The organism is Streptomyces sp. NPDC005151, assembly GCF_053599875.1.
On record NZ_JBSFYR010000015.1, the window covers coordinates 42,238 to 67,648 of the forward strand.

At 71.0% G+C, this 25,411-nt stretch carries 21 protein-coding genes, 1 tRNA gene and 2 pseudogenes; 9 read left to right on the forward strand and 15 right to left on the reverse strand.

Features of this window, described 5'->3' with window-relative positions; all coding sequences use genetic code 11:
- Nucleotides 1–15: 15 nt before the first annotated feature.
- The 9 genes from ACWD6R_RS11425 to ACWD6R_RS11465 all read right to left on the reverse strand — a co-directional run bounded on the left by ACWD6R_RS11425 (nucleotide 16) and on the right by ACWD6R_RS11465 (nucleotide 9,391).
- Nucleotides 16–1,533 carry an MFS transporter gene (locus ACWD6R_RS11425; RefSeq protein ID WP_451818484.1) on the reverse strand — a complete coding sequence of 506 codons (1,518 nt, stop codon included), beginning with the start codon at nucleotides 1,531–1,533 and terminating at the stop codon, nucleotides 16–18.
- An 88-nt stretch (nucleotides 1,534–1,621) separates the two neighbouring features.
- Nucleotides 1,622–2,788, reverse strand: coding sequence for a MalY/PatB family protein (locus tag ACWD6R_RS11430; protein WP_451818485.1), 1,167 nt, complete (start codon nucleotides 2,786–2,788; stop codon nucleotides 1,622–1,624).
- Between the two features lie 88 nt (nucleotides 2,789–2,876).
- Nucleotides 2,877–3,899: a class II fructose-bisphosphate aldolase gene (fbaA, locus tag ACWD6R_RS11435; protein WP_451818486.1), complete on the reverse strand. Its 1,023-nt coding sequence runs from the start codon at nucleotides 3,897–3,899 to the stop codon at nucleotides 2,877–2,879.
- 213 nt (nucleotides 3,900–4,112) lie between these two features.
- Nucleotides 4,113–4,652 (reverse strand): orotate phosphoribosyltransferase, encoded by a 540-nt coding sequence (gene pyrE / locus ACWD6R_RS11440; protein ID WP_359115711.1) that lies wholly within the window; start codon nucleotides 4,650–4,652, stop codon nucleotides 4,113–4,115.
- 76 nt (nucleotides 4,653–4,728) lie between these two features.
- Nucleotides 4,729–5,529, reverse strand: coding sequence for an aldose epimerase family protein (locus ACWD6R_RS11445; RefSeq protein ID WP_451818487.1), 801 nt, complete (start codon nucleotides 5,527–5,529; stop codon nucleotides 4,729–4,731).
- Nucleotides 5,530–5,550: 21 nt separating this feature from the next.
- A complete protein-coding gene (locus ACWD6R_RS11450; protein ID WP_451818488.1) occupies nucleotides 5,551–6,450 on the reverse strand; it encodes an SRPBCC domain-containing protein in 900 nt (299 codons plus the stop codon).
- 121 nt (nucleotides 6,451–6,571) lie between these two features.
- A complete protein-coding gene (locus ACWD6R_RS11455) occupies nucleotides 6,572–8,182 on the reverse strand; it encodes a polyamine aminopropyltransferase (RefSeq protein WP_451818489.1) in 1,611 nt (536 codons plus the stop codon).
- 84 nt (nucleotides 8,183–8,266) lie between these two features.
- Nucleotides 8,267–8,788: a DUF2617 family protein gene (locus tag ACWD6R_RS11460; RefSeq protein ID WP_451818490.1), complete on the reverse strand. Its 522-nt coding sequence runs from the start codon at nucleotides 8,786–8,788 to the stop codon at nucleotides 8,267–8,269.
- A 306-nt stretch (nucleotides 8,789–9,094) separates the two neighbouring features.
- Nucleotides 9,095–9,391 (reverse strand): hypothetical protein, encoded by a 297-nt coding sequence (locus ACWD6R_RS11465; protein WP_451818491.1) that lies wholly within the window; start codon nucleotides 9,389–9,391, stop codon nucleotides 9,095–9,097.
- A gap of 137 nt (nucleotides 9,392–9,528) precedes the next feature.
- On the opposite strand from ACWD6R_RS11465, the pseudogene ACWD6R_RS11470 reads away from it, so the two are divergent.
- The 4 genes and pseudogenes from ACWD6R_RS11470 to ACWD6R_RS11485 form a co-directional block, all read left to right on the forward strand.
- Nucleotides 9,529–9,762: pseudogene (locus ACWD6R_RS11470) on the forward strand (aminotransferase); the annotation flags it as partial.
- Nucleotides 9,763–9,883: 121 nt separating this feature from the next.
- Nucleotides 9,884–10,294 (forward strand): hypothetical protein, encoded by a 411-nt coding sequence (locus tag ACWD6R_RS11475; RefSeq protein WP_451818492.1) that lies wholly within the window; start codon nucleotides 9,884–9,886, stop codon nucleotides 10,292–10,294.
- A gap of 13 nt (nucleotides 10,295–10,307) precedes the next feature.
- A complete protein-coding gene (locus tag ACWD6R_RS11480) occupies nucleotides 10,308–11,474 on the forward strand; it encodes a pyridoxal phosphate-dependent aminotransferase (protein WP_451818493.1) in 1,167 nt (388 codons plus the stop codon).
- Nucleotides 11,475–12,063: 589 nt separating this feature from the next.
- A tRNA-Met gene (locus ACWD6R_RS11485) sits at nucleotides 12,064–12,137 on the forward strand.
- A 51-nt stretch (nucleotides 12,138–12,188) separates the two neighbouring features.
- On the opposite strand, the gene ACWD6R_RS11490 is transcribed toward ACWD6R_RS11485, so the two are convergent.
- A complete protein-coding gene (locus tag ACWD6R_RS11490; RefSeq protein WP_451818494.1) occupies nucleotides 12,189–12,557 on the reverse strand; it encodes a hypothetical protein in 369 nt (122 codons plus the stop codon).
- Nucleotides 12,558–12,580: 23 nt separating this feature from the next.
- On the opposite strand from ACWD6R_RS11490, the pseudogene ACWD6R_RS11495 reads away from it, so the two are divergent.
- Nucleotides 12,581–13,021: pseudogene (locus ACWD6R_RS11495) on the forward strand (aminotransferase class I/II-fold pyridoxal phosphate-dependent enzyme); the annotation flags it as partial.
- 132 nt (nucleotides 13,022–13,153) lie between these two features.
- On the opposite strand, the gene ACWD6R_RS11500 reads toward ACWD6R_RS11495, so the two are convergent.
- Nucleotides 13,154–15,304 carry an IS1096 element passenger TnpR family protein gene (locus ACWD6R_RS11500; protein WP_451818495.1) on the reverse strand — a complete coding sequence of 717 codons (2,151 nt, stop codon included), beginning with the start codon at nucleotides 15,302–15,304 and terminating at the stop codon, nucleotides 13,154–13,156.
- A 240-nt stretch (nucleotides 15,305–15,544) separates the two neighbouring features.
- On the opposite strand from ACWD6R_RS11500, the gene ACWD6R_RS11505 reads away from it, so the two are divergent.
- Complete coding sequence (locus ACWD6R_RS11505; protein ID WP_451818496.1) at nucleotides 15,545–18,496, forward strand: SNF2-related protein; 2,952 nt, start codon at nucleotides 15,545–15,547, stop codon at nucleotides 18,494–18,496.
- Nucleotides 18,493–19,806: an SWIM zinc finger family protein gene (locus ACWD6R_RS11510; RefSeq protein ID WP_451818497.1), complete on the forward strand. Its 1,314-nt coding sequence runs from the start codon at nucleotides 18,493–18,495 to the stop codon at nucleotides 19,804–19,806. The genes ACWD6R_RS11505 and ACWD6R_RS11510 overlap by 4 nt, the downstream gene beginning before the upstream one ends.
- A 294-nt stretch (nucleotides 19,807–20,100) precedes the next feature.
- Here ACWD6R_RS11510 and ACWD6R_RS11515 read toward each other — a convergent pair whose 3' ends face one another.
- Complete coding sequence (locus tag ACWD6R_RS11515; RefSeq protein ID WP_451818498.1) at nucleotides 20,101–20,658, reverse strand: YbjN domain-containing protein; 558 nt, start codon at nucleotides 20,656–20,658, stop codon at nucleotides 20,101–20,103.
- Nucleotides 20,659–20,888: 230 nt separating this feature from the next.
- Between ACWD6R_RS11515 and ACWD6R_RS11520 the strand changes: the two genes are divergently transcribed.
- Nucleotides 20,889–21,263, forward strand: a complete 375-nt coding sequence (locus tag ACWD6R_RS11520; protein ID WP_451818499.1) for a hypothetical protein — start codon at nucleotides 20,889–20,891, stop codon at nucleotides 21,261–21,263.
- A gap of 15 nt (nucleotides 21,264–21,278) precedes the next feature.
- Here ACWD6R_RS11520 and clpB read toward each other — a convergent pair whose 3' ends face one another.
- On the reverse strand, nucleotides 21,279–23,876 hold the full coding sequence (clpB, locus tag ACWD6R_RS11525) for an ATP-dependent chaperone ClpB (protein ID WP_451818500.1): 2,598 nt from the start codon (nucleotides 23,874–23,876) through the stop codon (nucleotides 21,279–21,281).
- A 226-nt stretch (nucleotides 23,877–24,102) separates the two neighbouring features.
- On the opposite strand from clpB, the gene ACWD6R_RS11530 reads away from it, so the two are divergent.
- Nucleotides 24,103–24,525, forward strand: coding sequence for a pyridoxamine 5'-phosphate oxidase family protein (locus tag ACWD6R_RS11530; RefSeq protein ID WP_451818501.1), 423 nt, complete (start codon nucleotides 24,103–24,105; stop codon nucleotides 24,523–24,525).
- A 281-nt stretch (nucleotides 24,526–24,806) separates the two neighbouring features.
- Here ACWD6R_RS11530 and ACWD6R_RS11535 read toward each other — a convergent pair whose 3' ends face one another.
- A complete protein-coding gene (locus ACWD6R_RS11535) occupies nucleotides 24,807–25,127 on the reverse strand; it encodes a (2Fe-2S)-binding protein (protein ID WP_451818502.1) in 321 nt (106 codons plus the stop codon).
- Nucleotides 25,124–25,336, reverse strand: coding sequence for a hypothetical protein (locus ACWD6R_RS11540; protein WP_451818503.1), 213 nt, complete (start codon nucleotides 25,334–25,336; stop codon nucleotides 25,124–25,126). The genes ACWD6R_RS11535 and ACWD6R_RS11540 overlap by 4 nt, the downstream gene beginning before the upstream one ends.
- Nucleotides 25,337–25,411 lie beyond the last annotated feature (75 nt).

The following is a 25,411-nucleotide window of genomic DNA, read 5'->3' on the forward strand; positions in this document are numbered from 1 at the left end:
GGCGCCCCCGAGCGGTCAGGCCCGGTCCGGGTCCCCGTCCTCGTCCCGAGCGGGCTCCAGGGGAGGTGCCGCGACACCGCAGTGCACGGTGCATTCGGGACGCGCCTTGCTCTTCCGGGCCGCGGGCGGTGTCCGTACGGTCGCCCAGGCGATCACCGAGCCCAGCACCATCAGCCCGGCACACATCGGCATCGCCCGCCGGAAGGTCTCGGCGAACTCACCGGCGTCGCGGTACGCCTCCGGCCCCATCCCGGCGAGCAGCGGCAGCGCGGCCACGGCGATCAGGCCGGCGGCGCGGGCGGCGGCGTTGTTGATCCCGCTGGCCAGCCCGGCGCGCGCGGTGTCGACGGAGGCGAGGACGGTCGCGGTGAGCGGCGCCACCAGGGTGACCAGGCCGAGGCCGAGTACGGCGACGGCAGGCAGCACGTGCTGTACGTACGCGGAGACGGAGGCGTCGCCGGGCCCCACCCGCAGCATGAGCAGCATCCCGGCGGCGGCGAGCAGCGGCCCGACGGTGAGCGGGATACGGGGGCCGATGCGCTGCCCCAGCTCGCCCGACGAAGCGGAGAAGAGCAGCATCAGCACCGTGGTCGGAAGGAGGGCGATTCCGGCGCCGAGGGCGGAGTACCCGGCCACGACCTGGAGCTGAATCGCGGAGAGGAAGAAATAGCCGCCGAGCGCCGCGTACACGCAGAGCGTGACGATATTGACGGCGGTGAACTGGCGGGACTCGAACACCGACGGCGGCAGCATGGGGTTCGCCCGCCGCCGCTCCACCTGCACGAACGCCACTCCGAGCAGCACTCCGCCCACGGCCGCCCCGATCACGGCGGCAGACGCCCCCTGCCCGGGAGCCTCGATCAACGCGTACGTCACCAGGGCCAGAGCCAGCGCGCCGAGCACGGCCCCCAGCACATCGAAGCGCCCGTGCGCGTGCGGGTCCCGCGACTCCGGTACGTGCCGCAGCGCGAATGGCACACAGATCGCGGCGACCGGCAGATTGATCAGAAACACCCACCGCCACCCCGGTCCGTCGACGAGCCACCCCCCGACGAACGGCCCGATCGCGGCCCCCACCCCACCGAAGCCGGACCACAGCCCGACCGCGCGCGCCCGGTCGTCCGGGTGAAAACTGGCCTGGATCAACGCCAGCGACCCGGGCGTGAGGAGCGCCCCGCCCACCCCCTGAAGGGCCCGGGCCGCAATCAGCACGACAGCATTCGGCGCGACGCCGCACAGCAGTGAGGCGGCAGCGAACCACACCACTCCCATGACGAACACCCGCCGCCGCCCGTACCGGTCCCCGAGCGCCCCGCCGAGCAGGATCAGCCCGGCAAGGGTCAGCATGTAGGCGGTGACGGTCCACTGGAGAGCGGCGAGATCGGTGCCGAGGTCCTTGCCGATACGGGGCAGGGCGACGTTGACGACGGTGGAGTCGACCATGGCCATGGCGGACCCCAGGACGGTGGTCAGAACGACCCAGCGCCCGGGTGCGGAGGCAGCACGGATCTGACCGGCAGGTGTCTCGCCCATGCGAGCAGCATCCCCGGTCCGGGGGGAGGTGGCCAGTCCGGGGCGGGCACCTGCCGGACAGGGCGCCTTGCACCCTGTCCGGCCGGGATCAGCGCACCGCCCCCAGCGCCCTGATCAGCGCCTCGACGCCCGCCTCCACCTTGCTGCGCGGGCACCCCACGTTCAGACGCAGGAAGCCCTCCGCGCCGTACACCGCACCCGGCATGATCGCGACCTTCTCGCGTTCGATCAGCGCCCGCTGCAGCGCCTCGTCGTCCACACCCAGCGGGCGCAGATCGATCCATGCCAGGTAACCGGCCTGCGGCGGTTCCCAGGACAGTTCGGGAAAGGCCGTGTTCAGGCGTTCGGCGACCAGTGCCAGGTTGTCGCGGACGTACGCCCGGACCGCGTCCAGCCACTCCCCGCCCTCCCGGTACGCGGCTATGTGCGCGGTCAGCGACAGGACTGCCGGGGAGGCGAGCCCCTCTGCCGTCTCCATGCGCCGCAGGAACTCCGTCCGGTCCGCCGGGTCGCCGATGATGCCGTACGAGCCGGTCAGCGCCGGGAAGTTGAAGGACTTCGAGGCGGACGAGATCACCGCCCAGCGGCCCCCGCCCGCGCCCGCCACTCGCGCCCACGGCACATGCCGATGGCCCTCGTGCACGAAGTCCGCGTGGATCTCGTCGCTGATCACCGCGACCCCGTGGCGCGCCGCCAGCGCCGCCGTCTCGACAAGCTCCGGCTCCGTCCACACCCGGCCGGTCGGGTTGTGCGGAGAGCACAGCACCAGCACCTTCGCGTCGGGGCGCGCCAGCTCCCGCTCCAGCGCCTCCGTGTCGCCCACCGGCACCCCTCGCAGCTCCCGGCCGAGACCGGTGATCGCCTTGCGGAAACCGTCGTACGTGGGGGTGTGGACGACGACGCCGTCGCCCTCGGCCGTCCACATCTGGAGAAGCTGCGAGAGCTGGCTGAGCACCGACGGGGCGTAGACCAGCCGGCCGGTGTCCAGCTCGGTGCCGTACCGGGTCCCGTACCAGTGCGCTATCGCCGACCGGAAGTCGTCCTGCTGCCAGCTGGTGTAGCCGAGGACGCCGTGGTCGAGGCGGGTCCGCAGCGCGGTCAGCACCTCCGGGGCGGTCTCGAAGTCCATGTCGGAGATAGTGAACGGGAGGAGCCCGTCGACCCCGAACCGGTCGGCGACTCCGTCCCACTGGACACACCAGGTGCCCCTGCGGTCGACGACGGTGTCGAAGTCATAGCCTGCGCGCGCCTGCACCAGTGCTCCTTCTGCTCGTTCGCGGACGTGCCATGGGCCCGGCACCCCCAGGGAGTACCGGGCCCATGGCCGCTGTTCGTGCCTACTGCTACTTCAGCTTCGTGCCGGTGGACCGCAGGTTGGCGCAGGCCTCCGTGACGCGCTTGGCCATGCCCGCCTCGGCGGACTTGCCCCAGCTGCGCGGGTCGTAGACCTTCTTGTTGCCGACCTCGCCGTCGACCTTCAGCACACCGTCGTAGTTGCGGAACACGTGGTCCACGATCGGGCGGGTGAAGGCGTACTGGGTGTCGGTGTCGAGGTTCATCTTCACGACGCCGTTCTCCAGCGCGGTGGCGATCTCCTGCTCGGTGGAGCCGGAGCCGCCGTGGAAGACGAAGTCGAATGGGGACGACGTGCCGTACTTGGCGCCGACGCCCTCTTGGAGGTCCTTCAGCAGCTCGGGACGGAGCACGACGTTGCCCGGCTTGTAGACGCCGTGCACGTTGCCGAAGGACGCGGCCAGCAGGTAGCGGCCCTTCTCGCCCAGACCGAGCGCCTCGGCGGTACGCAGCGCGTCGTCGACCGTGGTGTACAGCTCGTCGTTGATCTCGTGCGTGACGCCGTCCTCCTCGCCACCGGTCGGGGTGATCTCGACCTCAAGAATGATCTTGGCGGCGGCGGCCTTGGCCAGCAGCTCCTGGCCGATGGCCAGGTTGTCGGCGAGGGTCTCGGCCGAACCGTCCCACATGTGGGACTGGAACAGCGGGTTCAGGCCCTTGGCGACGCGCTCGGCAGAGATGTCGAGCAGCGGACGTACGTAGCCGTCCAGCTTGTCCTTGGGGCAGTGGTCGGTGTGCAGCGCGACCGTGATGTCGTACTTGGCGGCGACGATGTGCGCGAACTCGGCGAGGGCAACGGCGCCCGTGACCATGTCCTTGTTGTGCTGGCCACCCAGGAACTCCGCCCCACCGGTGGAGATCTGGACGATGCCGTCGCTCTCCGCCTCCGCGAAGCCGCGCAGCGCAGCGTGCAGGGTCTGGGTCGACGTCACGTTGATGGCCGGGTAGGCGAACTTGCCTGCCTTCGCCCGGTCGAGCATCTCGGCGTAGACCTCGGGGGTTGCGATGGGCATCTGTCCGCTCCTTGGGATGTGCGGGTGTGCGTTGCTGGTTCCCTGACCTGGGGGCGACGTCATCGTCGCCCTCATCTTCCCAGACTCTCGCTCCGGCTCCACCCGGCGGACTCCCAGGGCGCTCGGGCCGGGCCGCTGGAGGCATACGACGAGGGCGGACGGTTTCACGTGAAACCGTCCGCCCTCGAAGAACAGCGCAGGTCAGGCCGGCGATCAGGCCAGGTCGAGGTCCGACACCGTGTACGCGTGGACGTACGGGAGACCTGCCTCGGCAATGGCCGGAGCCGCACCCCGCTCCACGATCGTGGCGACGGCGACGACCTCGCCACCGGCCTCGCGTACCGCCTCCACGGCCGTCAGCGGCGAACCGCCGGTCGTCGAGGTGTCCTCGACCACCAGGCAGCGGCGTCCCTTCACGTCCGTGCCCTCGATCCGGCGCTGCATCCCGTGCGCCTTCTGCGCCTTGCGGACGACGAACGCGTCCATCCGCTCCCCGCGCGCGGCGGCAGCGTGCAGCATCGACGTGGCGACCGGGTCGGCGCCCAGCGTCAGCCCGCCCACGCAGTCGTAGTCGAGCTCGGCGGTCGCGTCCAGCATGACCTGACCGACCATCGGAGCAGCCTCGCCGTCCAGCGTGATGCGGCGCAGGTCGATGTACCAGTCGGCCTCAAGACCCGAGGACAGGGTCACCTTGCCGTGCACCACGGCCTTGTCCTTGATCTGCTGGAGCAGCTCAGCGTGTACGTCAGTCATGGCTACGAGCTTAACGGCCTCCCCCACGACAGGGAGTGGGCTCCCCATCGTGGGGGAGTCCGTAAGGCCGCCCGCCTCAGGGCCTGCGCCAGCTCCAGGTCGTCACGATCTCCAGCGGGTCGATCGGGGTGACATAGCGCGGCGCGGTGTTCAGTCCGTTCGGCGGACCCGACTGCGGCTCCACGCAGACCGCCTCGTCCTGCTCGTCGTAGACGACGACCCACTCGGACCGGCTCTTCACCTTCAGTTCCAGTTGCTGCGGCCAGGTGAGCGTCACGTCGACCCCGTCGGGCATCCCGAAGCAGTCGTCCCACGGGCCGGGCAGCGGCGGGATCCGCCGGCCGGTCGGCAGATGATTCTCGCCCCGCTCCTCCTGCCAGGCGGCGTCGAAGCCGATCTGCACGTCGTCACCGCCGGTTCTGAGGTTGCGCAGGAACCAGGGGTGCCAGCCGGCCTGTGCGGGGAACGAGTCGCCGTACGTCTCGATGCCGAACGCGAGCGTGAGCGAGTCCTCGGCCAGTTCGAAGGTCTGGGTGACCCGGCCCGGATACGACCACGGCTCGGCCAGGTCGTAGTAGAAGGCGGCCTCGGTCCCGCCCTCCTTCGCCGTGAGCCACGCGGTGTCACGGCCGGTGCCGTGGATGGCGTGCGGCGGGGAGTTCAGCGGCAGCTGGTGGGGCACATCGCCGTTGTGGAACCGGCCGTTCTCGGTCCGCCCGCACCACGGCACCATGGGGAAACAGCCGTACCGCTCCCCCTGCCGCAGCAGTTCGGTGCCCCCGATCCGGAGGCTGCTGATGCGGCAGCCGTTGGCGGGGTCCACGGTCAACTCGGCGTCGCCGACGGACAGCCGGACGTTCTTCTCGCTACTGCTCACACGACGACACTACTGGCGCCGCTACCTCCGCCGCCGCAGCGCCCGGCCGACGACGACCGCGGAGGCAAGCGCGAGGGCGGCCGCCGGGGCCACCCAGCGCAGGGTGGCACCCGCGGTGGTCGACTCGGGCGACGGCACGGGGGCGTACCGGCCGCGCGGCGGCGCGTGGTCGACCTCCTCGGCGCTGCGCCCGATCATGGTCCGGCGCGCGTGCGCGGCCTCGGCGGGCGGGCCCTCGGAGACGGGGAACCTGTCCGCGGAGGGGTCGAGCGAGGGCGGCGGCACCGGCGCCTCGAAGACCGAGCCGGTGCCGGGGGGTGTCCGGTCGGAGGGTGCTTCGGCAGGGGGCGTGCCGTCGGACGGCGCCTCGGCGGAGGGTGCCTCCTCGGACGGCGATTCGCCGGACGGTCCCTCGTCGGACGGTGCGGAGGCGGCGGGCACTCCGCCGGACGCCGCCCCCTCGGGCTCGTCGCCCGCGCCGTGCGTCGCCAGAGTCTCGGTCACCAGCTGCTGCGTGAAACGGTCCAGCAGCCGGTACGCCGCCGCCAGCGCCGCCTCCGGTTTCAGCTCCACGATGCGGCCCTCGCCGCCCGCCGTGCCCGTGAACCCGATCGTCGTACCGCCGTCCGTCTCCGTCAGGCGGATCGTCAGGCCGAGCTTCGCCGAGCCGGTGCCCCGCGCCTCCACGCCCTCACCGGTGACGGAAACCCCTGCCCCGTCCGGCAGCGCGGTCGGTGTCAGCGTGCCGCGGTACGTGATCGTGTGGCCGCCGATCCGGACCTTGAGCCGGCCGGCCAGGGAGCCCGCGGACACGTCGGCATCCTGCTGGAGGCCCGGCACGCAGCGCGCGACACGGGCGGAGTCGCCCAGCGTCCGCAGCAGGGACGGGACCGGAACCGGAACGAACACCTCATGCTCCATGGAAACCGAGCCTACTCAGGCACGGCCGCCCCGTCAGCGCTTCCGCACCCGGAAGAGCCGGGGATCTCCCCCGGAGCGACACACCTCCGATCTCCCGGACCAGGCGTGCCCCCGCGCGCCCTCACGGCTCCTCCCAGTACCGCGGATGCACGAGCGTCGACGGCGCCTGCCCCCGCAGCCGTCGGCCCTCCGCATACCGGGCCGCCCGCGCCAGTTCCCCTTCTGTGAGGAACCGGAGTTCCGGCGGACGTGGAGGCAGGTGAAGGGCCGGAGGTCTCACGCCCGGGCGGGCGAGGACGAAGCCCCAGTCGGGGCGGCCCTGCGCAGCGTCCGTCGTGCGGTCCGGGCCCGCCGCGAAGCCGGAGAGACGCCCGCTGATGCGGTACGGGCGGGTCCGCAGGCCCGCCGCTCTCATGGACGCCTCGACCGTCCAGAACGTCCGGGGCCGGACGACGGGCGGGCCCGCGTGCACCACCAGCCGTCCGCCCGGCGCGAGGGCTTCGGTGACCAGGCCGTAGAACTCCGCCGAGTACAGCTTCGTGCTCGCCGTGATCCCGGGGTCCGGCAGGTCGGAGATCACCACGTCGTAGCCGCCGTTCGACGCCTCCCGCAGCCAGGTGAACGCGTCCGCGGTGACGGCGGTCAGCCGCGGATCGCGGTACGCGTGCGCGTTCAGCGCGGAGAGTGCGGGGTCGGTACGGGCCAGTCGGGTGACGCCGCGGTCGAGCTCGACGACCGTGACGCTCCGTACGTCCGGGTAGCGCAGCACCTCGCGGGCGGCCAGGCCGTCGCCGCCACCCAGGACCAGCACCCGGGCATGGCGCCCGTTCATCGCCGGATGGACCAGCGCCTCGTGGTACCGGTACTCGTCACGGGCACTGACCCGCAGCCGCCCGTCCAGGAAAAGGTCCAGGGAGCTGCGACCGGCCCCGGTGAGGACGACCTCCTGCACGTCGGTCTGCACGGCAACCCGCACCTGGTCCCCGTACACCGCACGCCGGGCCACCCGCTCGAAGTCGTCGACCAGCACCGTGGCGGCGGCCAGCAGGGCGATCACCGTCACGTTGGCGACGATCAGCAGCCACCGGGACCGCCGGGTCAGGTCCCGCCGGAACACCCACAGCACCAGCGCCCCGCCCGCCGCCGCGTTGACCGTGCCGGTGAGCAGCGCCCCGGTGAGCTGGCCGAGGACCGGCAGCAGGAGGAAGGGGAACGCCAGTCCGCCGACCAGCGCACCCACGTAGTCGGCGGCGAACAGATCCGCGACCGCCCCGCCCGCGTCCTGCCGGTCGACGCGCTGGATCAGCGTCATCAGCAGCGGGATCTCCGCGCCGATCAGGATCCCTATGGCGAGCGAGAACCCGACCAGCGCGAAACGTGACTCCCCCATCCACGCGAACGACGCGTAGAGCACGAGCGCCGAGCAGCCGCCGATCAGTGCGAGACCCGCCTCGATCAGCCCGAAACCCACGGCGGCATGGCTGCGTAAACGTTTCGCGAGCAGCGAGCCGACCCCCATCGCGAAGACCATCACGGAGAGCACGACGGATGTCTGGGTGACGGAATCGCCGGTCAAGTAGGCGGCGAGAGCGACCAGTTCGAGTTCGTAGACCAGCCCGCAGGCGGCGCAGACGAAGACTGTGGCCAGCACGAGGAACCGACCGGTCCGCGGTCGTACGGGAAGACGCGGCGCACCCCCTCGCAACGACACCTGCACCTGCTGGTCGATCATGATGCGAACGCTACGTCACAATGACGTCGCCGCCTGTCACCCACAAGGGTGCAAGTGCCGTGCACGCAACCGAGTTGAGGCGATTCAGGGCGCCACCACCGGCATCCGCACTCCCACCCGGGTGCGGGTCACCACCAACTGCCCCTCCTGCGGGTACGCGTGCCAGGTGCGCCACCGGACCTGGCCCTCCGACCGCTGCGCGAGCATGGCGGTGAAGGCGTGCGGGCTGCCGGGGAACGTACCTGCGAGGCCGTGCGGATGGTCGGTCACCAGCGCGAGGAGCTCCTGAGCACGCACGGCGAAGGAGCCCGCGGAGAGCGTCTCGACGCGCGCCGCGAATTCGTACTCCCAGTCACCGAGCCGTTTGGCGACGCCGAGCGGCAGCGGCGTGGAGCTGCCGGGGATACAGGCGACCGTTTCGGAACAGGTACCGCCGTCCTCTTCGAGAAGCACCTGGTGGGAGGCGCCGAGCAGACGCAGCTGCAATGGGGCCCCGCCGAGCTCGAGGTCGAGCACGGCCAGGGCTGGGAGCGGTTCACGCCCCAGCGCCCAGGCCAGGTCGGCAGCACGGGTGTCGGAATAGGCCGTCTGGAGGGTCGTGAGCATGGGTCGGCTCCGCAAAACACGCATGGACACATGGACAGGGGACGCCCCCGTAACGACGCACGTGGGGGGTGGGGAACGCCCGATCAGGTCCAACTGGGGTCCGAGGGCTGAATGTTCTCTCCAACGAGGGAATCATGAAGTACGCCGCGTCCACAGCGTTTTTGCCCAACTTGACGTGGTTTCCATCCCCTCGGGGGCCCGACGGTTCAACTGTTCACCACAAACGCGCTGCGCGGCCCAACAAAAAGGTGCCCGGCGGGAGTTCACCCGCCGGGCACCTTCACCACGCGGACCAGCTGCCCCGTGTCAGCTGCCTCCGCCGCATCCGCCCCCGCCGCCGCACGAAGAACCGCCGCCGCACGAGGAGCCCCCGCCGCACGAGTGACCACCGGAGTGGCCGCCGCTTCCGCAGGACGAGCCACCGCCGTCGCCGGCCGCCCACCAGCCGCCACCAGCGGCCGCACCACTGCCCGCGCCACCGCCCGCGCGACGCCGCCCGCTGCGCCCCCGGCCCGACTTCCGGTTGGCCGCCACCGCCAGCAGCAGCACCACGACGAACCCGACGACCACGGCCCCGATCAGCACACCAGGAAAGTTCTCCATCGACCTCACGTCCTTCCGTCCCCCGAAGCGAGGTCCCCCGCTTCCCACCGCTTCTCGCGTGAGTGGGGGATGCCCTCGGCCCCGCGGAGCCAAAGCAGACTTGAGCAACTCCAGAGCTTCGGCCCAGGATGGCGGGCATGACACAGGGACGACCGCTGCTCAACCGCCGCCTCGCCGAGTTCGGCACGACGATCTTCGCGGAGATGTCGGCGCTGGCCGTACGGACCGGCTCCATCAACCTCGGCCAGGGCTTCCCCGACACCGACGGCCCCGAAGAGATCCGGGAGGCCGCGGTCCGCGCGCTGCGCGCCGGGCACCACCGGGTGGAAGGTCGGCTGGGTCAAGCCCCACGTGGAGAGGTTCCGCCTGAGCAGCCCGTCGGATGCCGCGGAAGCGTGGCCTGCCGGCACCTTCATGCTGAGCACCCGCCCCGACGGCGCGCACATCGCCGTGACGCGGCACCCGGCGTCACCCACCAGAGGTGTCGTGGCGGTGCGGCCTGCGGATGACAAGGACAGCTGGTGGCTGCTCCACGAGCTGAGAAGCCGGAGCAGCGACGTCGCTCAGGTGGCTCAGGGCCGAAACGCCCGGGAGGTCTCCGCACGGGCCCTCTCGCGCCTGAGCATCACCTGGCCCGAACTGGGCACCCGCGCCGATTTTCACGCCGTGGCCGACCCGTTGCACGCCATGGCAAAGCAGTTGGTCTCCGATGTCGCGACACTGCATGACCTGAAGGACTCGCTTCTGCGCGACATCTCGGCAAAGGCCGGCGCTCTCCTGGAGCAGGAGGCAGAGCCCGACGAGAAGCACACGTATCCCCGCTCCGCGATCCCCACGCCGCGCGAGTCCTCGACCGGCCATGAGACAGGATGGCCCCCGGAGAATCGACGGGTGCCCGAGTGAGAACGGTGGAGACATGAACGCCAGGCCACTACTGAACCGAAGGCTGGACGGACTCGGGACGACGATTTTCGCGGAGATGTCGGCGCTGGCATCCGCGACGGGCGCGATCAACCTGGGCCAAGGCTTCCCCGACACCGACGGTCCCGAGGAGATCCGCGAGGCCGCCGTCCGCGCCCTGCGAGAGGGAAAGGGCAACCAGTACCCGCCCGGCCCGGGCATCCCGGAACTGCGCGCCGCGATCGCCGAACACCAACAGCGCTTCTACGACATCTCCTTCGACCCCGATACCGAGGTCCTGGTCACCGCCGGCGCCACCGAGGCCATCGCCGCCACCATGCTGGCGCTCCTGGAGCCGGGCGACGAGGTGATCGCCTTCGAGCCCTTCTACGACTCCTACGCTGCCTGCATCGCGATGGCCGGCGCGAAGCGCGTGCCGCTCACCCTGCGCGCCCCGTCCTTCCGCCCGGACCTGGACGAACTGCGGTCCAAGATCACTCCGCAGACCCGCCTCCTGCTCCTCAACACGCCGCACAACCCGACCGGGATGGTCCTCACCGCCGAAGAGCAGAGCGCCATTGCCACGCTCGCTGTCGAACACGACCTGCTCGTCGTCACCGACGAGGTGTACGAGCACCTTGTCTACGAGGGCACGCACCGTCCCATCGCGGCTCTGCCCGGCATGCGCGAGCGCACCGTCTCCATTTCATCCGCCGGCAAGACCTTCTCGTTCACCGGATGGAAGGTTGGCTGGGTCACGGCGGACGGACCGCTCGTCTCCGCCGTCCGGACGGCCAAGCAGTATCTGACCTACGTCAGCTCCGGCCCGTTCCAGTACGCGATCGCCGAGGCGCTCCGCCTGCCGGACTCGTACTTCGACAGCTTCCGCGCCGACCTGCAACGCAAGCGCGACCTGCTCGGCGACGGGCTGCGCGCGGCCGGGTTCGAGGTCTACCAGCCCCAGGGCACGTACTTCATCACCACAGACATCACACCCTTGGGCGAGAAGGACGCCTACGCCTTCTGCCGCGCTCTTCCCGAACGTTGCGGCGTCGTCGCCGTCCCCAACTCGGTCTTCTACGACGACCCAGAAGCCGGCCGCAGCCAGGTCCGCTTCACCTTCTGCAAGAAGGACGACGTTCTCCACGAGGCCACGAGCCGCCTGCAATGCTTGGCGTCCTGAACTCACGACCTCTTCGTCCCGAATGAGGTCCGACCAAGATCCCCACCAGCTCGATCGGAGATTGTGCAGGTCAGGCCATTGGTCTGGGCTGGTATGACGGGGTGCCGCGAAGCCTCGGGGGAGCATTCCGGCTCCCAGATGGCTCCCAATAATGTCCCTCAACCATTAGCGCTGGGAAGGGCCTACCGAGCTTCGTGGAGGCTAACGGTCTTGGGGGACCCTAGGCTGCTACATGCCGCGCAAGAATCATGCTGCCGCCGAGCGGTGCACCCGTACCTCGTGGGGCCTGACTCCTAGATGCGGCCTTGGTCTTGCTAGCTGCTGCTGTCCGGGGGCTGGATTTGCAGAGTACTTCGTCCGCTGACGCGTGCCCCTGGACCCAGCTACGCAGGGTGTCGGGGTCGACGTGCGGTAGCTCTGCGGCGGGTGGAACGCGCCTCCAGCGCGGAGGTGGGCTAGCGGCAGGTAAACCTCGGGATAGCTGTCGTCACCGTGTTTCGGAGCGCAGAAGCCTGCTGCGGCCGCGGTGGCGGCCCTCGCGTCGTCGGTCCTGGGGGGTGCTTGGGTGGCGTATGGTTGGGCCTACCGACGCGGGGTGGAGCAGCTCGGTAGCTCGCTGGGCTCATAACCCAGAGGTCGCAGGTTCAAATCCTGTCCCCGCTACTGAAGTGACATGAGGCCCGGATCCTGGGGATCCGGGCCTCATGCATGCTGTTACCGGCGAGCGCCTTCATCCGTGGCTGGTTGAGGGACGCACGGTGTGGTGTCCGGGGTCAGCCGAGGGTTGAGACGACGCTGGTTGGTCCCGCTGCCGCCCCAGAGGATGGCGAAGACGTTGTGGGCCTTGGCTGTGGCGAGTTGGCTCTGGGTCCAGTCGTAGTCGTCGGCTGCCAGAAGGTCCCCACGGTCGTCTCTCCTTGCGGGTAGCCGACGGGAGGCAGCGGCAGTGCGCGCACTGCGCTCCTGGCGGTCGACGCCCGTCTGGTCGTCGTCGTCCGCCTGGGATATGCGGCAGTAGACCGCCGCCGGCTCACCGGCGGCGCGGATGCTGGAGTTGCCCCTGGTGGGCCTGTTGCGTGACACGCGAATGAGCGTACGAACGAGGAGTCGGCTGGGATACCGGCGCCCCCGAGCTCATTGCCGCCGTCCGCGCGGCCAAGCAGTTTCTGACCTATGTCGCCTCCGGCCCCTTCCAATACGCCGTCGCCGAGGCCCTGCGGCTGCCCAACGCGTACATCACCGCCTTCCGCGAGGACCTGCGGGCCAAGCGGGACCTATTGAGCGCGGCACTCGCCGACGCCGGCTTCCGGGTCTTCCGGCCGGCCGGGACGTACTTCATCACGACCGACATCCGCCCGCTCGGCGAGAGCGACGGCGCCGCCTTCTGCCGCTCCCTCCCGCAGCGCGCGGGCGTGGTCGCGATCCCCAACGCGGTCTTCTACGACCACACGGAGGCGGGTGCCCCCTATGTCCGGTTCGCGTTCTGCAAACGCACCGAGGTACTGGTGGACGCGGCGGAACGGCTCCGCAAGGCATTCGCGCACTGACCGCCGTCGTACGGGGCCGGTCGTTGCATTCCTCGTTGCCTGCCGCTCCTCACCCGCCCGGAACTTTTGCACCGGAGGCCGCCCAGTCGCGGCCGTCATTCCGGTGCTTGGGCTTTCGGCGCGGGTTCGACTTCATCGTCGGCGCTGGGATCCGACTTTGGTTGCGGACCTGCGCAGCCGCTTGGCCAGCACCTTGTCCCGAGCCCTCAGCTGTCGCCCTGCCGCTTCCAGGACGGCCCCGGTGGCGGGGTGGTCGCAGCGCCACAGATCGTCGGCGGCCTGCTCCAGGAGGGGCAGCACCAAGTCCTCCTCCTGGTCCAGAAACGCGGCAAGCGCCTCGTCCGCTACGCCCAGCGGGCCCCACAGATGGTCCACGAGCCCCCATAGCTGGAGTTCCCGACCGTGTCCCTCGGGGATCTCACCACGGCCGACCAGCGCGATCGCCGCGGTCTCGGCGCAGCCAGGGACCTGGGAGGCCGCGGCTTTGCGCAGGACGGCGAGCGCTCTGGGCTCATCGAGTTCTGCGAGCACCGGCGCGGCGGCCAGGCGGCGGAGGGCCGCATCGGCTTCCAACCCGGCGCAGGCGTCGATGAGCTGGACAGCGGCCGGGCCCTGGCCCCGATGGCTGATCCATCCGGTGATCTCGGAGTGGGCGGCGTCCTGGTCATAGTCGAGCAGGGCGTCCAGCAGCGTCGGGGCGTCGGCGTCGGCCAGTTCGCCGATCAGCGGAGCGTGGACTCCCTCGGCGAGCAGGTACTCGCGCAGTCCGTGGCGTCCCAGTGGGGTGAGCCTGAGCCGTGTCCCGGGCAGGGGAGTGTCGTCGCTGTTTTCGGTGTTCCCCGTGATGCCGAGGATGTCGAGGAGGATGTGGTCACGCTCCCGGCCCGTCTCCGGGCCGGTCTCGACCTCCGCTGCCCGGTAGTCGGCGAGGACAGGGGCCGCCTGGTCGAGGATCTGCAGGAGGAACAGCTCGACCAGTCGTGCGTCCTGCTTCGGGAGGCCCTCGCGGAGTGCGCCGACGAGCAGCGCCGTGTCCAGCCATTCGCCGTCGGGGACCTCGTACAGTGCCCGCAGGACCACCGCTGCCAAGCCGTCGCCGTCCTCGTCCTGCATGCCCAGCGCGGCCAGCAGCACCGGGGGCAGGCCGAGGGCCCCGAGGTCGTCCAGGCCGTCGAATTCGTCCTCGAGCGCCCAGCACCAGAGCTCCAGTACTCCTTCGTCTCCCGCGGTGGCGGGCAGGCCGGCACCGGGACGGGCGGTGCCTGCGCTGATCTTCACCAGGTCCGCGTACAGAGCGAGCTGCCAGGGGCCGTCCAGGCAGGGCAGGTCGCCGGAGCTGCGCAGGCGGGCCAGCCGCTTGTCGCGCTCTGCGGGCCGGAGTGCGGTCAGCTCGTCGTCCTGGGCCCACAGCTCGAGTTCTTCGACAGCCAGGCGGCCCAGTGCGGGCTTGAGCACGTCCCGGGACGTGACGGCTCGTCCGCCCTGGCACCAGTGGGCCAGGCGGAGCGCAGAGGCGATCAGCGGCACCTTCCGGGCGGCTGCCGCGAGCTCCGCGCGCGGTGCCAGGGAGACGGGTCGCACCGGGACGGACTCCACGTCCAGGTCCTCGTCATCGTGGACCTCGCCGCAGGAACAGCGCCGCCCGCTGGAGGCGGCTTCAGCCGGCCCTGGTGCCGGGGTGGCCGTGGGCGGCCGCGGGTCCAGTCCGGCCAGTTCCCGGTCCAGGGCCCCGCGGTCGAAACATGCGGGGTCGAACCCCTCCTCGCGGAGCGTTTCGACCAGGTCGGTCCACGGCTCGGGGGCTGGTGCGCCGCGGTCCGCGACGGCGTCGAGTACGGCCTGCAGCCCCCAGGCGCCGCCGGTGTCCTCGGCGTAGGGCATGGCGCGGCGTCCACCGGTGCAGCGGACGCGCCGGTCGGGGGCGGACGTGGGGAGGGTCTTCTCCAGAGTGATCTGGTGCCGCCAGTCGTCGCCGAAGTCGTAGGTGTACTCCAGCCGACCGCCTTCGTAGGGCAGTGCCTCGGCCACGGACACGGACTCCTCGTCTGCGTCACGGCCGGGATCGCGGTCCAACGGCGCTTCGAAGTCGAGGAATTGGCGGCCGGAGCCGGGTTCGGTGAAGGAATGCAGGTGCGAGTCGTCCCAGCCGAAGCATGCCTGGATGATGTCGTGCAGGCAGCCGAGCGAGGTGTCGGCGGGCAGGGTGACCCGGCGCCAGACCGGCGGGCTGGTGTCTCGCAGGGCGATCTTCAACTGGCAGGTGGGCACGGGCTCGGCAGTCACGGTGAAAGGGTTCCCTCGAGGCGGAGACGGATTCCGGTAGCGGTACGGGGCCGCGACCGCATATGTGTCGCAGTCGTCCGTGGCGAGTACCGGTGCCATCTTTCCGCACTGCGCCAAGTGGGCGAAGCCATTCCTGACACGTCCTGTCCGCCCGCGCGGATAGTCTTGACCCGCCGAGGGCGCGCGGGGGACCCGCACCCTCCCGAACAGTTGCAGGAACGTGTGCCAGGAGTGGGTGTAATGGCGAAGGTCTACCCGTCGGCAGAGTCCGCTGCCGCCCGCACGGCCGGATCCGGCGAGTCGGCCGCGACCGAGCCGGCGGTTCCGGACCGGGAGCATCTGTTCGCCTGGTTGCCGGAGTTCGCCACCGGCGAGGCGGTGTTCCTTCCCGCGGATCCGCCCCGGTCGGGACGGGTGGCGTTCTGGTCGCCCGGCGGTGAGCCGCCGGACCTCGGGGTGGAACCCGGGGAACTCACCGTGGTCCGCCCGCACGGCTCGTCCGTACGCCGGGCCAGGGTGGTCGCCGCACTGCTGCCGGTGGAGCAGGCGCTGCCGCTGCTGACCCGCTGCCGGGCGCTCCGTACGGACGGCAGCGGGCGGGCGTCGGCCAGCACGGCGTTCTGGGGTGCGGCGGCCATGCTCGGTCTGGCTCTGGTCGCCCGCGGCCGGGTGCTTCCAGGGGTGTCATCGGAAGACTTCGACGCGTGGCGGGCCGGCCCGCTGGACGCCGAGGACCACGAGCGGCTGAGCTCCCTGGCAGCCGCCATGCCTCCCGAGGCCCGCGCGGTCGCGGTCCCCGGCTTCTCCCCCCTCGTGCTTCCCCCGGCCGAGCCGCTGCTGCGGGCCTTCCTGGACGCCGTGGCCGATTCCCTCACCCGCCCTCCCGCCGCCCGCCAGGTGACCGGCGGACCGGCGTTCGCGGTCCGGGCTCCGCAGTCGGTGCCCGGGCAGCGCGCCTGGGCGGCGGAGGTCGCCGCCGGCCGCGACGCGGGTCTGGCGGTGTCGCTGCGGCTGGAACTGGGCCGCTCGGACTCCATCCGGGCCGTGGTCCAACTGCGCAGCCTGGCCGATCCCACGGTGCTCGCCGACGCCGCGGACCTGTGGTCCGGCAGGGCCATCGCCCCCGAACTGTTCGGCCCACGAGCCCAGGTGGACACGCTGCTGACGCTGCGCCGGGCCGCGCGCGCATGGCCCCCGGCTGGACGGCTGCTGGACGCGGCGGCCCCGACCGCCCTCGATCTGTCCGACGAGGAGGCCGAGGCGTTGCTGGGCGAGGCAGCCGAGAGTCTTGCCGCGGCCGGGGTCGCCGTGCACTGGCCCAAGGAGCTGGTTCGCGAGCTGACCGCCGCCGGGATCCTGGAACCCGCACGCCGCAAGGGGACGCAGTCCTCGGCCGAGTCCTTCCTGTCCTCCGGCGGGCTGTTGGAGTTCCGCTGGCAGGTCGCGCTCGGAGACCAGGAACTCACCGAGGAGGAACTGGAACGGTTGGTCCAGGCGCACCGGCCGATCGTGAGACTGCGCGACCAGTGGGTGGTCGTGGACCCGGAACTGGTCCGCCGCCTGCGACGGGCCGCACAGGCCAAGGCGCCCTCACTGACCGCTGTCGACGCCCTGGGCGCCGCGCTGACCGGCAGCGTCGAGGTGGACGGCGAACAGATCGCGGTCACCGCGGGCGGCGTACTGGAGGAGCTGCGCTCCCGAATCACCGACCCCGAGGCCCGCACCGCGGGCGAGCCCCAGGGGCCGCCCAAGGCTCTTGTCGCAACCCTGCGCGACTACCAGCTGCGCGGCCTGAACTGGCTGCACCGGATGACCTCGCTCGGCCTGGGCGGCTGCCTCGCCGACGACATGGGCCTGGGTAAGACCGTCACCCTGATCGCACTCCACCTTCGCCGCCAGGAAGGACAGGAAGGAAAGCCCACCGCCGGCCCGACCCTGGTGGTCTGCCCCGCCTCACTGCTCGGCAACTGGGAGCGCGAGATCCAACGCTTCGCACCGGGCACCCCGGTCCGCCGCTTCCACGGCCCCGGCCGCGACCTGGCCGGCCTCGACGACGGGGCAGGCGGCGGCTTCGTCCTGACCACCTACGGGACCATGCGCCGAGACGCCGAACGCCTCGCGGGGCAGCCCTGGGGACTGCTCGTCGCCGACGAGGCCCAGCACGTCAAGAACCCGCACGCGCACACCGCCCAGGCGCTGCGCAGGATCCCCTCGCAGGGGCGGGTCGCGCTGACCGGCACCCCCGTCGAGAACAACCTGTCCGAACTGTGGGCGCTGCTCGACTGGACCACCCCCGGCCTGCTCGGCACGCTCACCTCCTTCCGCGACCGCTACGCCAGGGCCGTCGAAGGCGACCGCGACGAGCAGGCCGCCCAGCGGCTGGGCGCCTTGGTCCGGCCCTTCCTGCTGCGGCGGCGCAAGTCCGACCCCGGCATCGCGCCCGAGCTGCCGCCCAAGACCGAGACCGACCAGCCTGTGTCCCTGACGAAGGAACAGGTCTCGCTGTACGAGGCGCTGGTACGCGAGCTCATGGCCGAGATCGAGGAGAAGCAGGGCATCGCCCGACGCGGCCTGGTGATGAAGCTCCTCACCGGCCTGAAGCAGGTCTGCAACCACCCCGCGCAGTTCCTGAAGGAACCCGCGGGCGCCAAGCTGCCGGGCCGCTCGGGGAAACTGGAACTCCTGGACGAACTCCTGGACACCGTCCTGGCCGAGGACGGGTCGGCCCTGGTCTTCACCCAGTACGTGGCCATGGGCAGGCTTATCGAGCGCCACTTGGCCGACCGCGGCGTGGACACCCTGTTCCTGCACGGAGGCACCACGGTCAAACGCCGCGAGGAGATGGTCGACGCCTTCCAGACCGGCGAGAAGAAGGTGTTCCTGCTGTCCCTCAAAGCCGCCGGGACCGGTCTGAACCTGACCCGGGCCGGACACGTCATCCACTACGACCGCTGGTGGAACCCGGCCGTGGAGGATCAGGCCACCGACCGCGCCTACCGGATCGGACAGACCCAGCCGGTACAGGTGCACAGGCTGATCGCCGAGGGGACCGTGGAGGACCGGGTCGCCGAGATGCTCCGGCAGAAACGTGAACTGGCCGACTCGGTGCTGGGTTCGGGCGAGGCGGCGTTCAGCGAGCTGAGCGACAGCGAACTGGCTGAGCTGGTCACGCTGCGAAGGACGGGACAATGAGCAGGCGCATCCCGGCTCACAAGGAAGCCGCGCGCACCTTCGAGGCACTCCCTCCGGCAAAGGGCAGTCGCGCACCCTTCGCTGCATCCTGGTGGGGCCGCGAATGGCTGCGCGCCCTGGAGGAGTCCTCCCTGGACTCCGGCCGCCTTTCACGCGGCCGGACCTACGCACGCGGCGGCGCGGTCGGACCGGTCACCGTCGCCCCCGGCTCGGCCGCCGCCCCGGTGCAGGGCAGCCGCCGCACCCCGTACCGCTCCACGGTCCGGGTCGAACAGCTGACGGACCGGCAGTGGGACCAGCTGCTCGACATGATCGCCGAGCGGGCCGCCAACATCGCCGCGCTGCTCGACGGCGAGATGCCCGCAGGGCTCGCCGACGACGCCGCAGCCGCCGGCGTCCCGCTGCTGCCCGGTCCCCGGGACCTCGACCCCGAGTGCAGCTGCCCCGACTGGGGCTACCCCTGCAAACACGCCGCCGCCCTCTGCTACCAGGTCGCCCGGCTCCTGGACCGCGACCCCTTCGTGCTGCTGCTCCTGCGGGGGCGCGGCGAGCGGGAGCTGATGGACGAGCTCGGCCGCCGCAACACCGCCCGCGCCTCCGACGAAGCCGCGGTGTACGCGGCAACCGCGGGCGCGGGTCCGGACGCGTCCCCGGCCCGGACCGGCGATCCCGCCGGGCCCGCCTTCGCCTCACGCACCGAACTGCCGTCCCTGCCCGCCCCGCCGCCGCCGCCCGAACGGCCCGGCCGCGGCCCCGCGCTGGTGGACTCGGCCGTCCCGGAGCCCGGCGTGGACCCGGCCGCGCTCGAACTGCTCGCCGCCGACGCCGCGATGCGTGCCCACCACCTGCTCACCGGAGCTCTCGGCGCACAGCACGCCGACACGGCCCCACCCGTCCCGCTCACCGAATGGCAGGACGCCGTCCGCTTCGCCGCCGCTCACCCCACCCTGGAGGTCTTCGCCCGGATCTCCGCGAACTGCGGCCGCACCCCCCGCGAACTCGCTGCCGCCACCCGCGCGTGGCGGCACGGCGGCGCGGCATCCCTGGACGTGCTGGAGAGCTCCTGGAACCCACCCACCGCACGCATGGAACGCGACCGCGAGGCGCTGCGAGCGGACTGGGCCGACGGCGCACCACCGCGGCTCCGCTCCTGGCGCAACCGCTGGACCGTCGAGGGCCGCGATGCCCAACTGCGACTGGGCCGGGACGGACTGTGGTACCCGTACGCCAAGGACCGAGGCACCTGGTGGCCGGCGGGGCCACCGGACGCCGACCCCGCCGTCGTCCTGACTGCTCTCCTCGAAGGATGACACTCGGGGTGCCCCGGAGGACGTGCTGCGCGAGGCCGTCGCACGACTCAAGGGGCTCTGATCAACGGCCCGTCCGGCTCAACGGCCCGTCCGGCTCCGCCCGTCCGGCGCCGGCCTCTTCGGGTCCGAGCCGCGCTTCCTGCTGCCCGCGTTCCCGCTGCCGCGGGCGCACGCCCTGACAAAAACCCGGCCGAGGACGGCGGTCGTGGTGACCGTCGCCCCGGCCGGGCTGTCGTTCGCCTACGGGACGTATCTGCTGACGCCGTCCCGTAGGCGCTGTGAACGGCTGTGCGCTCAGGCGCTCGGCGCGTCCGAGCCGTCGCCCGACTCCTTGTCGGCCGGCTCCAGACCCAGCCGCTCCCGCAGCCACTTGTCGAACTCGATCGAGGCCCGCACCCAGCTGACCGTCGACGAGACGAAGTGCTCCAGGCTGACGCCCGTACCGATGAGCATCTGCGCCTCACCGATCAGACGGACCGAGGTCTCGGTGTCCTCTGCGCCCTCCTCGGCCTCGTGGGTGTGGGTGTAGACCTTGGGCCACAGGGTGCGGCGGTTCCAGTCGTCGATCGCGTCGAGGAGGACCGGGCGCTGGTCCGCAGCGTGCGGGCGGTCGTAGAACGTACGGACCGAGAAGACCTGCTGCTCGTCCTCTCCACGGAACATGAAGTACGTGCGGAAGTCCTCCCACGGCGCCGCGAGGTCACCCTCGTCGTCGACGACGTATTTCAGCTCCATCTGTTCGAGAAGCTGCTTGACGAGGTCCTGGTCAGGGACGACGGGGCCCTCCGGTCCTGCCGCCTGCGGTTCGGGCTGGCCCCCGAAATTCGGAATCGAGGACGGGTCGATGCTCACCGTGAATTTCCCTTCGTACGGTTGGTGCCATCCTCTCCCATCGCGGGCGGGGAATGGCAACCCCGGACTGGTCCGATCAGCTGTCGGCTGACATGATCCGCCTGTCGGGGAGGGGACCCGGGAGGGTCCGCGCGAGGGGATGTCATGGACGGAACACGCAGCAGGGCCGCCCGTTTCCGCTCCCCCTTGGTGCTCCTGGCACTGCCCGTGCTCGTCGTCGCCTGGATCGGGTGGTCGGCGTCGGCTTCCTGACGAGCGACAATCCCCTCGACCACGCATCGAAGGTCCCCTGCGACGAGGCGATGGAATTCACCGGGGTCCCGTTGCCGGCCGGAGCGCGCGACCGGCAGTGCGTATCGCGCGTCTGGCTGGACACGGAGTACGACGTCCGCTTCCGGATCACCCGTAAGGAGCTGGACGCCTGGCTGGAATCGGAGTTCCCCGGCACCGAGCTCGACCCGAGGTTCTGCGCCGACAAGGTCGACACCTGCGCGCACATCGAGTTCGGCGACCAGAGGCCGAGCCAGGCGGTCGCGGCCGAAGTGCCGGTCGTGGACGAGGGCGGCGGCGCCGCCCTCGTCCACTTCGAGCCTTTCGACGTCTGAGAACCACCCGGTCCGTTACCGCCCGGGCCCCACGATCAGACCGCTCTCCTCGCCGTCCCCGAACGTGTCCACCCGCACGGTGTCCCCGTCCGTGACCTCGCCCGCGAGGATCTCCTTCGCGAGCCGGTCGCCGATCGCCGTCTGGATCAGGCGGCGCAGCGGCCGTGCCCCGTAGGCCGGGTCGTTGCCCTCCTTCGCCAGCCAGGCCAGGGCGGCCGGGGTGACGTCGAGGGTGAGACGCCGGTCGGCCAGCCGCTTCGCGAGCCGGTCGATCTGGAGCCTGGCGATGTGCGCGAGTTCGTCGCCGGAGAGGGCGGAGAAGACCACCAGGTCGTCGAGCCGGTTGAGGAACTCCGGCTTGAAGGACGCGCGCACGACCTCCAGGACCCGCTCCTTCTTCTCCTCCGGCTTGGTCAGCGGGTCGACCAGGAACTGGCTGCCCAGGTTCGACGTCAGGATCAGGATGGTGTTGCGGAAGTCCACCGTCCGCCCCTGGCCGTCGGTGAGACGGCCGTCGTCGAGGACCTGCAGCAGAATGTCGAAGACCTCGGGGTGGGCCTTCTCCACCTCGTCCAGCAGGACGACGCTGTACGGGCGGCGGCGGACCGCCTCCGTGAGCTGGCCGCCCTCCTCGTAACCGACATAGCCGGGCGGCGCGCCGACGAGCCGGGCGACGCTGTGCTTCTCGCTGTACTCGCTCATGTCGATGCGGACCATGGCCCGCTCGTCGTCGAACAGGAAGTCCGCGAGAGCCTTCGCCAGCTCGGTCTTGCCGACACCCGTCGGACCGAGGAAGAGGAACGATCCGGTGGGCCGGTCCGGGTCGGCGATACCGGCCCTGCTGCGGCGTACCGCGTCCGACACCGCCTGCACGGCCTCGCTCTGGCCGATCAGCCGCCGGCCCAGCTCCTCCTCCATGCGCAGGAGCTTCTGGGTCTCGCCCTCCAGCAGGCGTCCGGCCGGGATGCCGGTCCAGGCGCCGACGACATCGGCGATGTCGTCCGGGCCGACCTCGTCCTTGACCATGGTGTCCTTGGCGGCCTCCTGCTCCGCCTCGTCGGCCTCCGCGAGCTCCCGCTCAAGGCTCGGGATCTCCCCGTACAGCAGCTTGGAGGCGGTGTCGAAGTCGCCGTCGCGCTGGGCGCGCTCGGCCTGTCCGCGCAGATCGTCGAGGCGCTCCTTCAGCTCACCGACGCGGTTGAGGCTCTGCTTCTCCTTGTCCCAGCGGGCGGTGAGGCCGCGCAGCTCCTCCTCCTTGTCGGCGAGGTCGCGACGGAGCTTCTCCAGACGCTGGACGGAAGCGGCATCGGTCTCGTTCTTCAGCGCCAGCTCCTCCATCCGGAGGCGGTCGACGGCGCGCTGCAGTTCGTCGATCTCGACGGGCGAGGAGTCGATCTCCATGCGCAGCCGGGACGCCGACTCGTCGACCAGGTCGATCGCCTTGTCGGGGAGGAAGCGGGAGGTGATGTAGCGGTCGGACAGGGTCGCGGCGGCGACCAGCGCGGAGTCCGCGATCTGCACCTTGTGGTGCGCCTCGTAACGGCCCTTGAGGCCGCGGAGGATCGCGATGGTGTCCTCCACGGACGGCTCGGCGACCAGGACCTGCTGGAAGCGGCGCTCCAGGGCGGGGTCCTTCTCGATCCGCTCGCGGTACTCGTCGAGCGTCGTCGCACCCACCATCCGCAGCTCGCCGCGGGCCAGCATCGGCTTGAGCATGTTGCCCGCGTCCATGGCGGAGTCCCCGCCGGCGCCCGCGCCCACGACGGTGTGGAGCTCGTCGATGAACGTGATGATCTGGCCGTCGCTCTCCTTGATCTCGGAGAGGACGGTCTTCAGGCGCTCCTCGAACTCGCCGCGGTACTTGGCGCCCGCGACCATGGCTCCCAGGTCCAGCGAGACGAGCCGCTTGTTCCGCAGACTCTCCGGCACATCGCCCTTGACGATGCGCTGGGCGAGCCCCTCGACGACGGCGGTCTTTCCGACGCCGGGCTCGCCGATGAGCACGGGGTTGTTCTTCGTACGCCGCGACAGGACCTGCACGACGCGCCGGATCTCCTGGTCACGCCCGATGACGGGGTCGAGCTTGCCCTCGCGCGCGGCAGCCGTGAAGTCGGTGCCGAACTTCTCCAGGGCCTTGTACTGGCCCTCCGGGTCGGGTGTGGTCACCCGGCGCCCTCCCCTGCTCTTCTCGAATGCGTCCAGCAGCTTCTTCGCGCCGGCGCCCTGCCCGGTGAGGATCTCACCGGCACGGCCGCCCTCGGCCGCGATGCCGATCATCAGATGCTCGGTGGAGAGGTAGTCGTCGCCGAGCTCCTTCGCGCGCTGCGCGGCGTCGGAGATGACGGCGAGCAGCTCACGGTTGGGCTGCGGCGGGGCGACGGTCGACCCGGTGACGCTGGGCAGCGACGCGAGCAGCCGCTCGGTCTCGCTGCGCACGGCGGCCTGGTCGGCCTCGACGGCGGCCAGCAGGTCGATGATGTTCTCGTTGTCCTCGCCCTGGAGCAGGGCGAGGAGCAGATGCCCAGGGGCCAGATCGGGGTGTCCGTCCTTCACGGCCCTGCTGGTGGCCGCGTTGATGGCGTCCCGGCTCCTGTTGGTCAGCTCGGCGTCCACGTGCGCTCTCTCCTCCTTGCGGTGACTGGCCTGTCCACAACTATGACCAGGTCAACGTCCACAAAGTTGAGTCTATTCCACTCAAGATGCGGTCGGTCCCACGCCACACGGCCCACGCCCGGAACCCGGAGCGGAACAGGGCTCCCGACCGAGTGAACCGGCCGGACCGCTCCTCCGCCACCGCACCGCATCGGGGCACGGGCCCGCGGATGCCTACCCTTTCCCCATGGCCGTAGACGTACGCAACCCCAGCCCCGAGTACCTCGCCTTCTGGCGCGAGTACCACGTGTGCACCCTGACCACCCCCCGCCCCGACGGCAGCCCGCACGTGGTGCCGGTCGGCGTGACGTACGACCCCGAGGCCGGACTCGCCCGCATCATCACCAACAAGAGCAGCAGAAAGGTCGCCAACGTCCTGGCCGCCGGTCCGGACGGGGCACGGGTGGCGGTCTGCCAGGTGGACCGCGGGCGCTGGGCGACGCTGGAGGGCCGCGCGACGGTCCTTACGGAGCAGGACGTGGTCGATGACGCGGTACTCCGCTACGCGGAACGCTACGGGCGCACGCCGGCACCCAACCCGAACCGGGTCGTCATCGAGATCGCCCTCGAACGGGCGCTGGGCCGGGGCGCACCGGTCCGCACGGCCTGACGGCCTCCCCCGCGACAGGGAGTGGATCAGCGAGCGGCGTCACGCGGCTTCGATGGCAAGGCGGAGGACGGAGTCGACGCGGAGCGTCGGTGACCGACGACAACGCCGCAAGCGGAGTCGAAGGGCGTCGGGAGCCCACTCCCCAGCGCGGGGGAGGCCGTGAGCCCCGGCAGCACCCCACCGCCGGCCTCCGGGCAGCACAGCGGCGCCACCGTGTTCAGGTCACGATGGCGCCGCTGTGTGGGGGAGTGTCCGAGCGATATGGAACGACGGGGGATCGCTCAGGCACTGCGGGGGGTGGCGGAGATGGTTTCTGGTTCGATCAGCTGGTGGTCACGCTGATCAAGATTGACGAAGATCATTCCGTACCGGATCGCACACCGGACGGGCTGCGGCGCCCCACGGGGACGACGGAGGCACCGGTAGGCGCGGACCTCGTCGTCGTCCTCGAGGACGACGACGATGGGCTCTCCGAGCAGGGTGACCATCAACGAATCGCCCTGGCGGGGGAGTGCCGTGAGCAGATCGATGAAGTGCCACCCTGACCGGTAGGCCGAGGCCATCTCCCGCCGGAAGACCCGGTCGTCCGGCGGGATGGTCACGCCTCCGCCAGATTCAGCGGAGAGCTGCCCCAGCCGACATCGGCCGGGTGGAGGTCGACGACAGCGCCTGCCTGCACACTGCCCCAGCCGACATCGGCTTGGCGGAGGTCGACGACAGCGCCTGCCTGCACACTGCCCCATCCGACGTCCGGGGGAGAGACATTCGCCACGAGCAGCAGCGCAGCAGCGCCAAACACAGTGGCAAGCACTGAGCGAAGCATTCGCTTGTACATAGTCGGCTTCGTCCTCACTTGATGGTTTCCTCTCCCCCGCCCAACAAGACG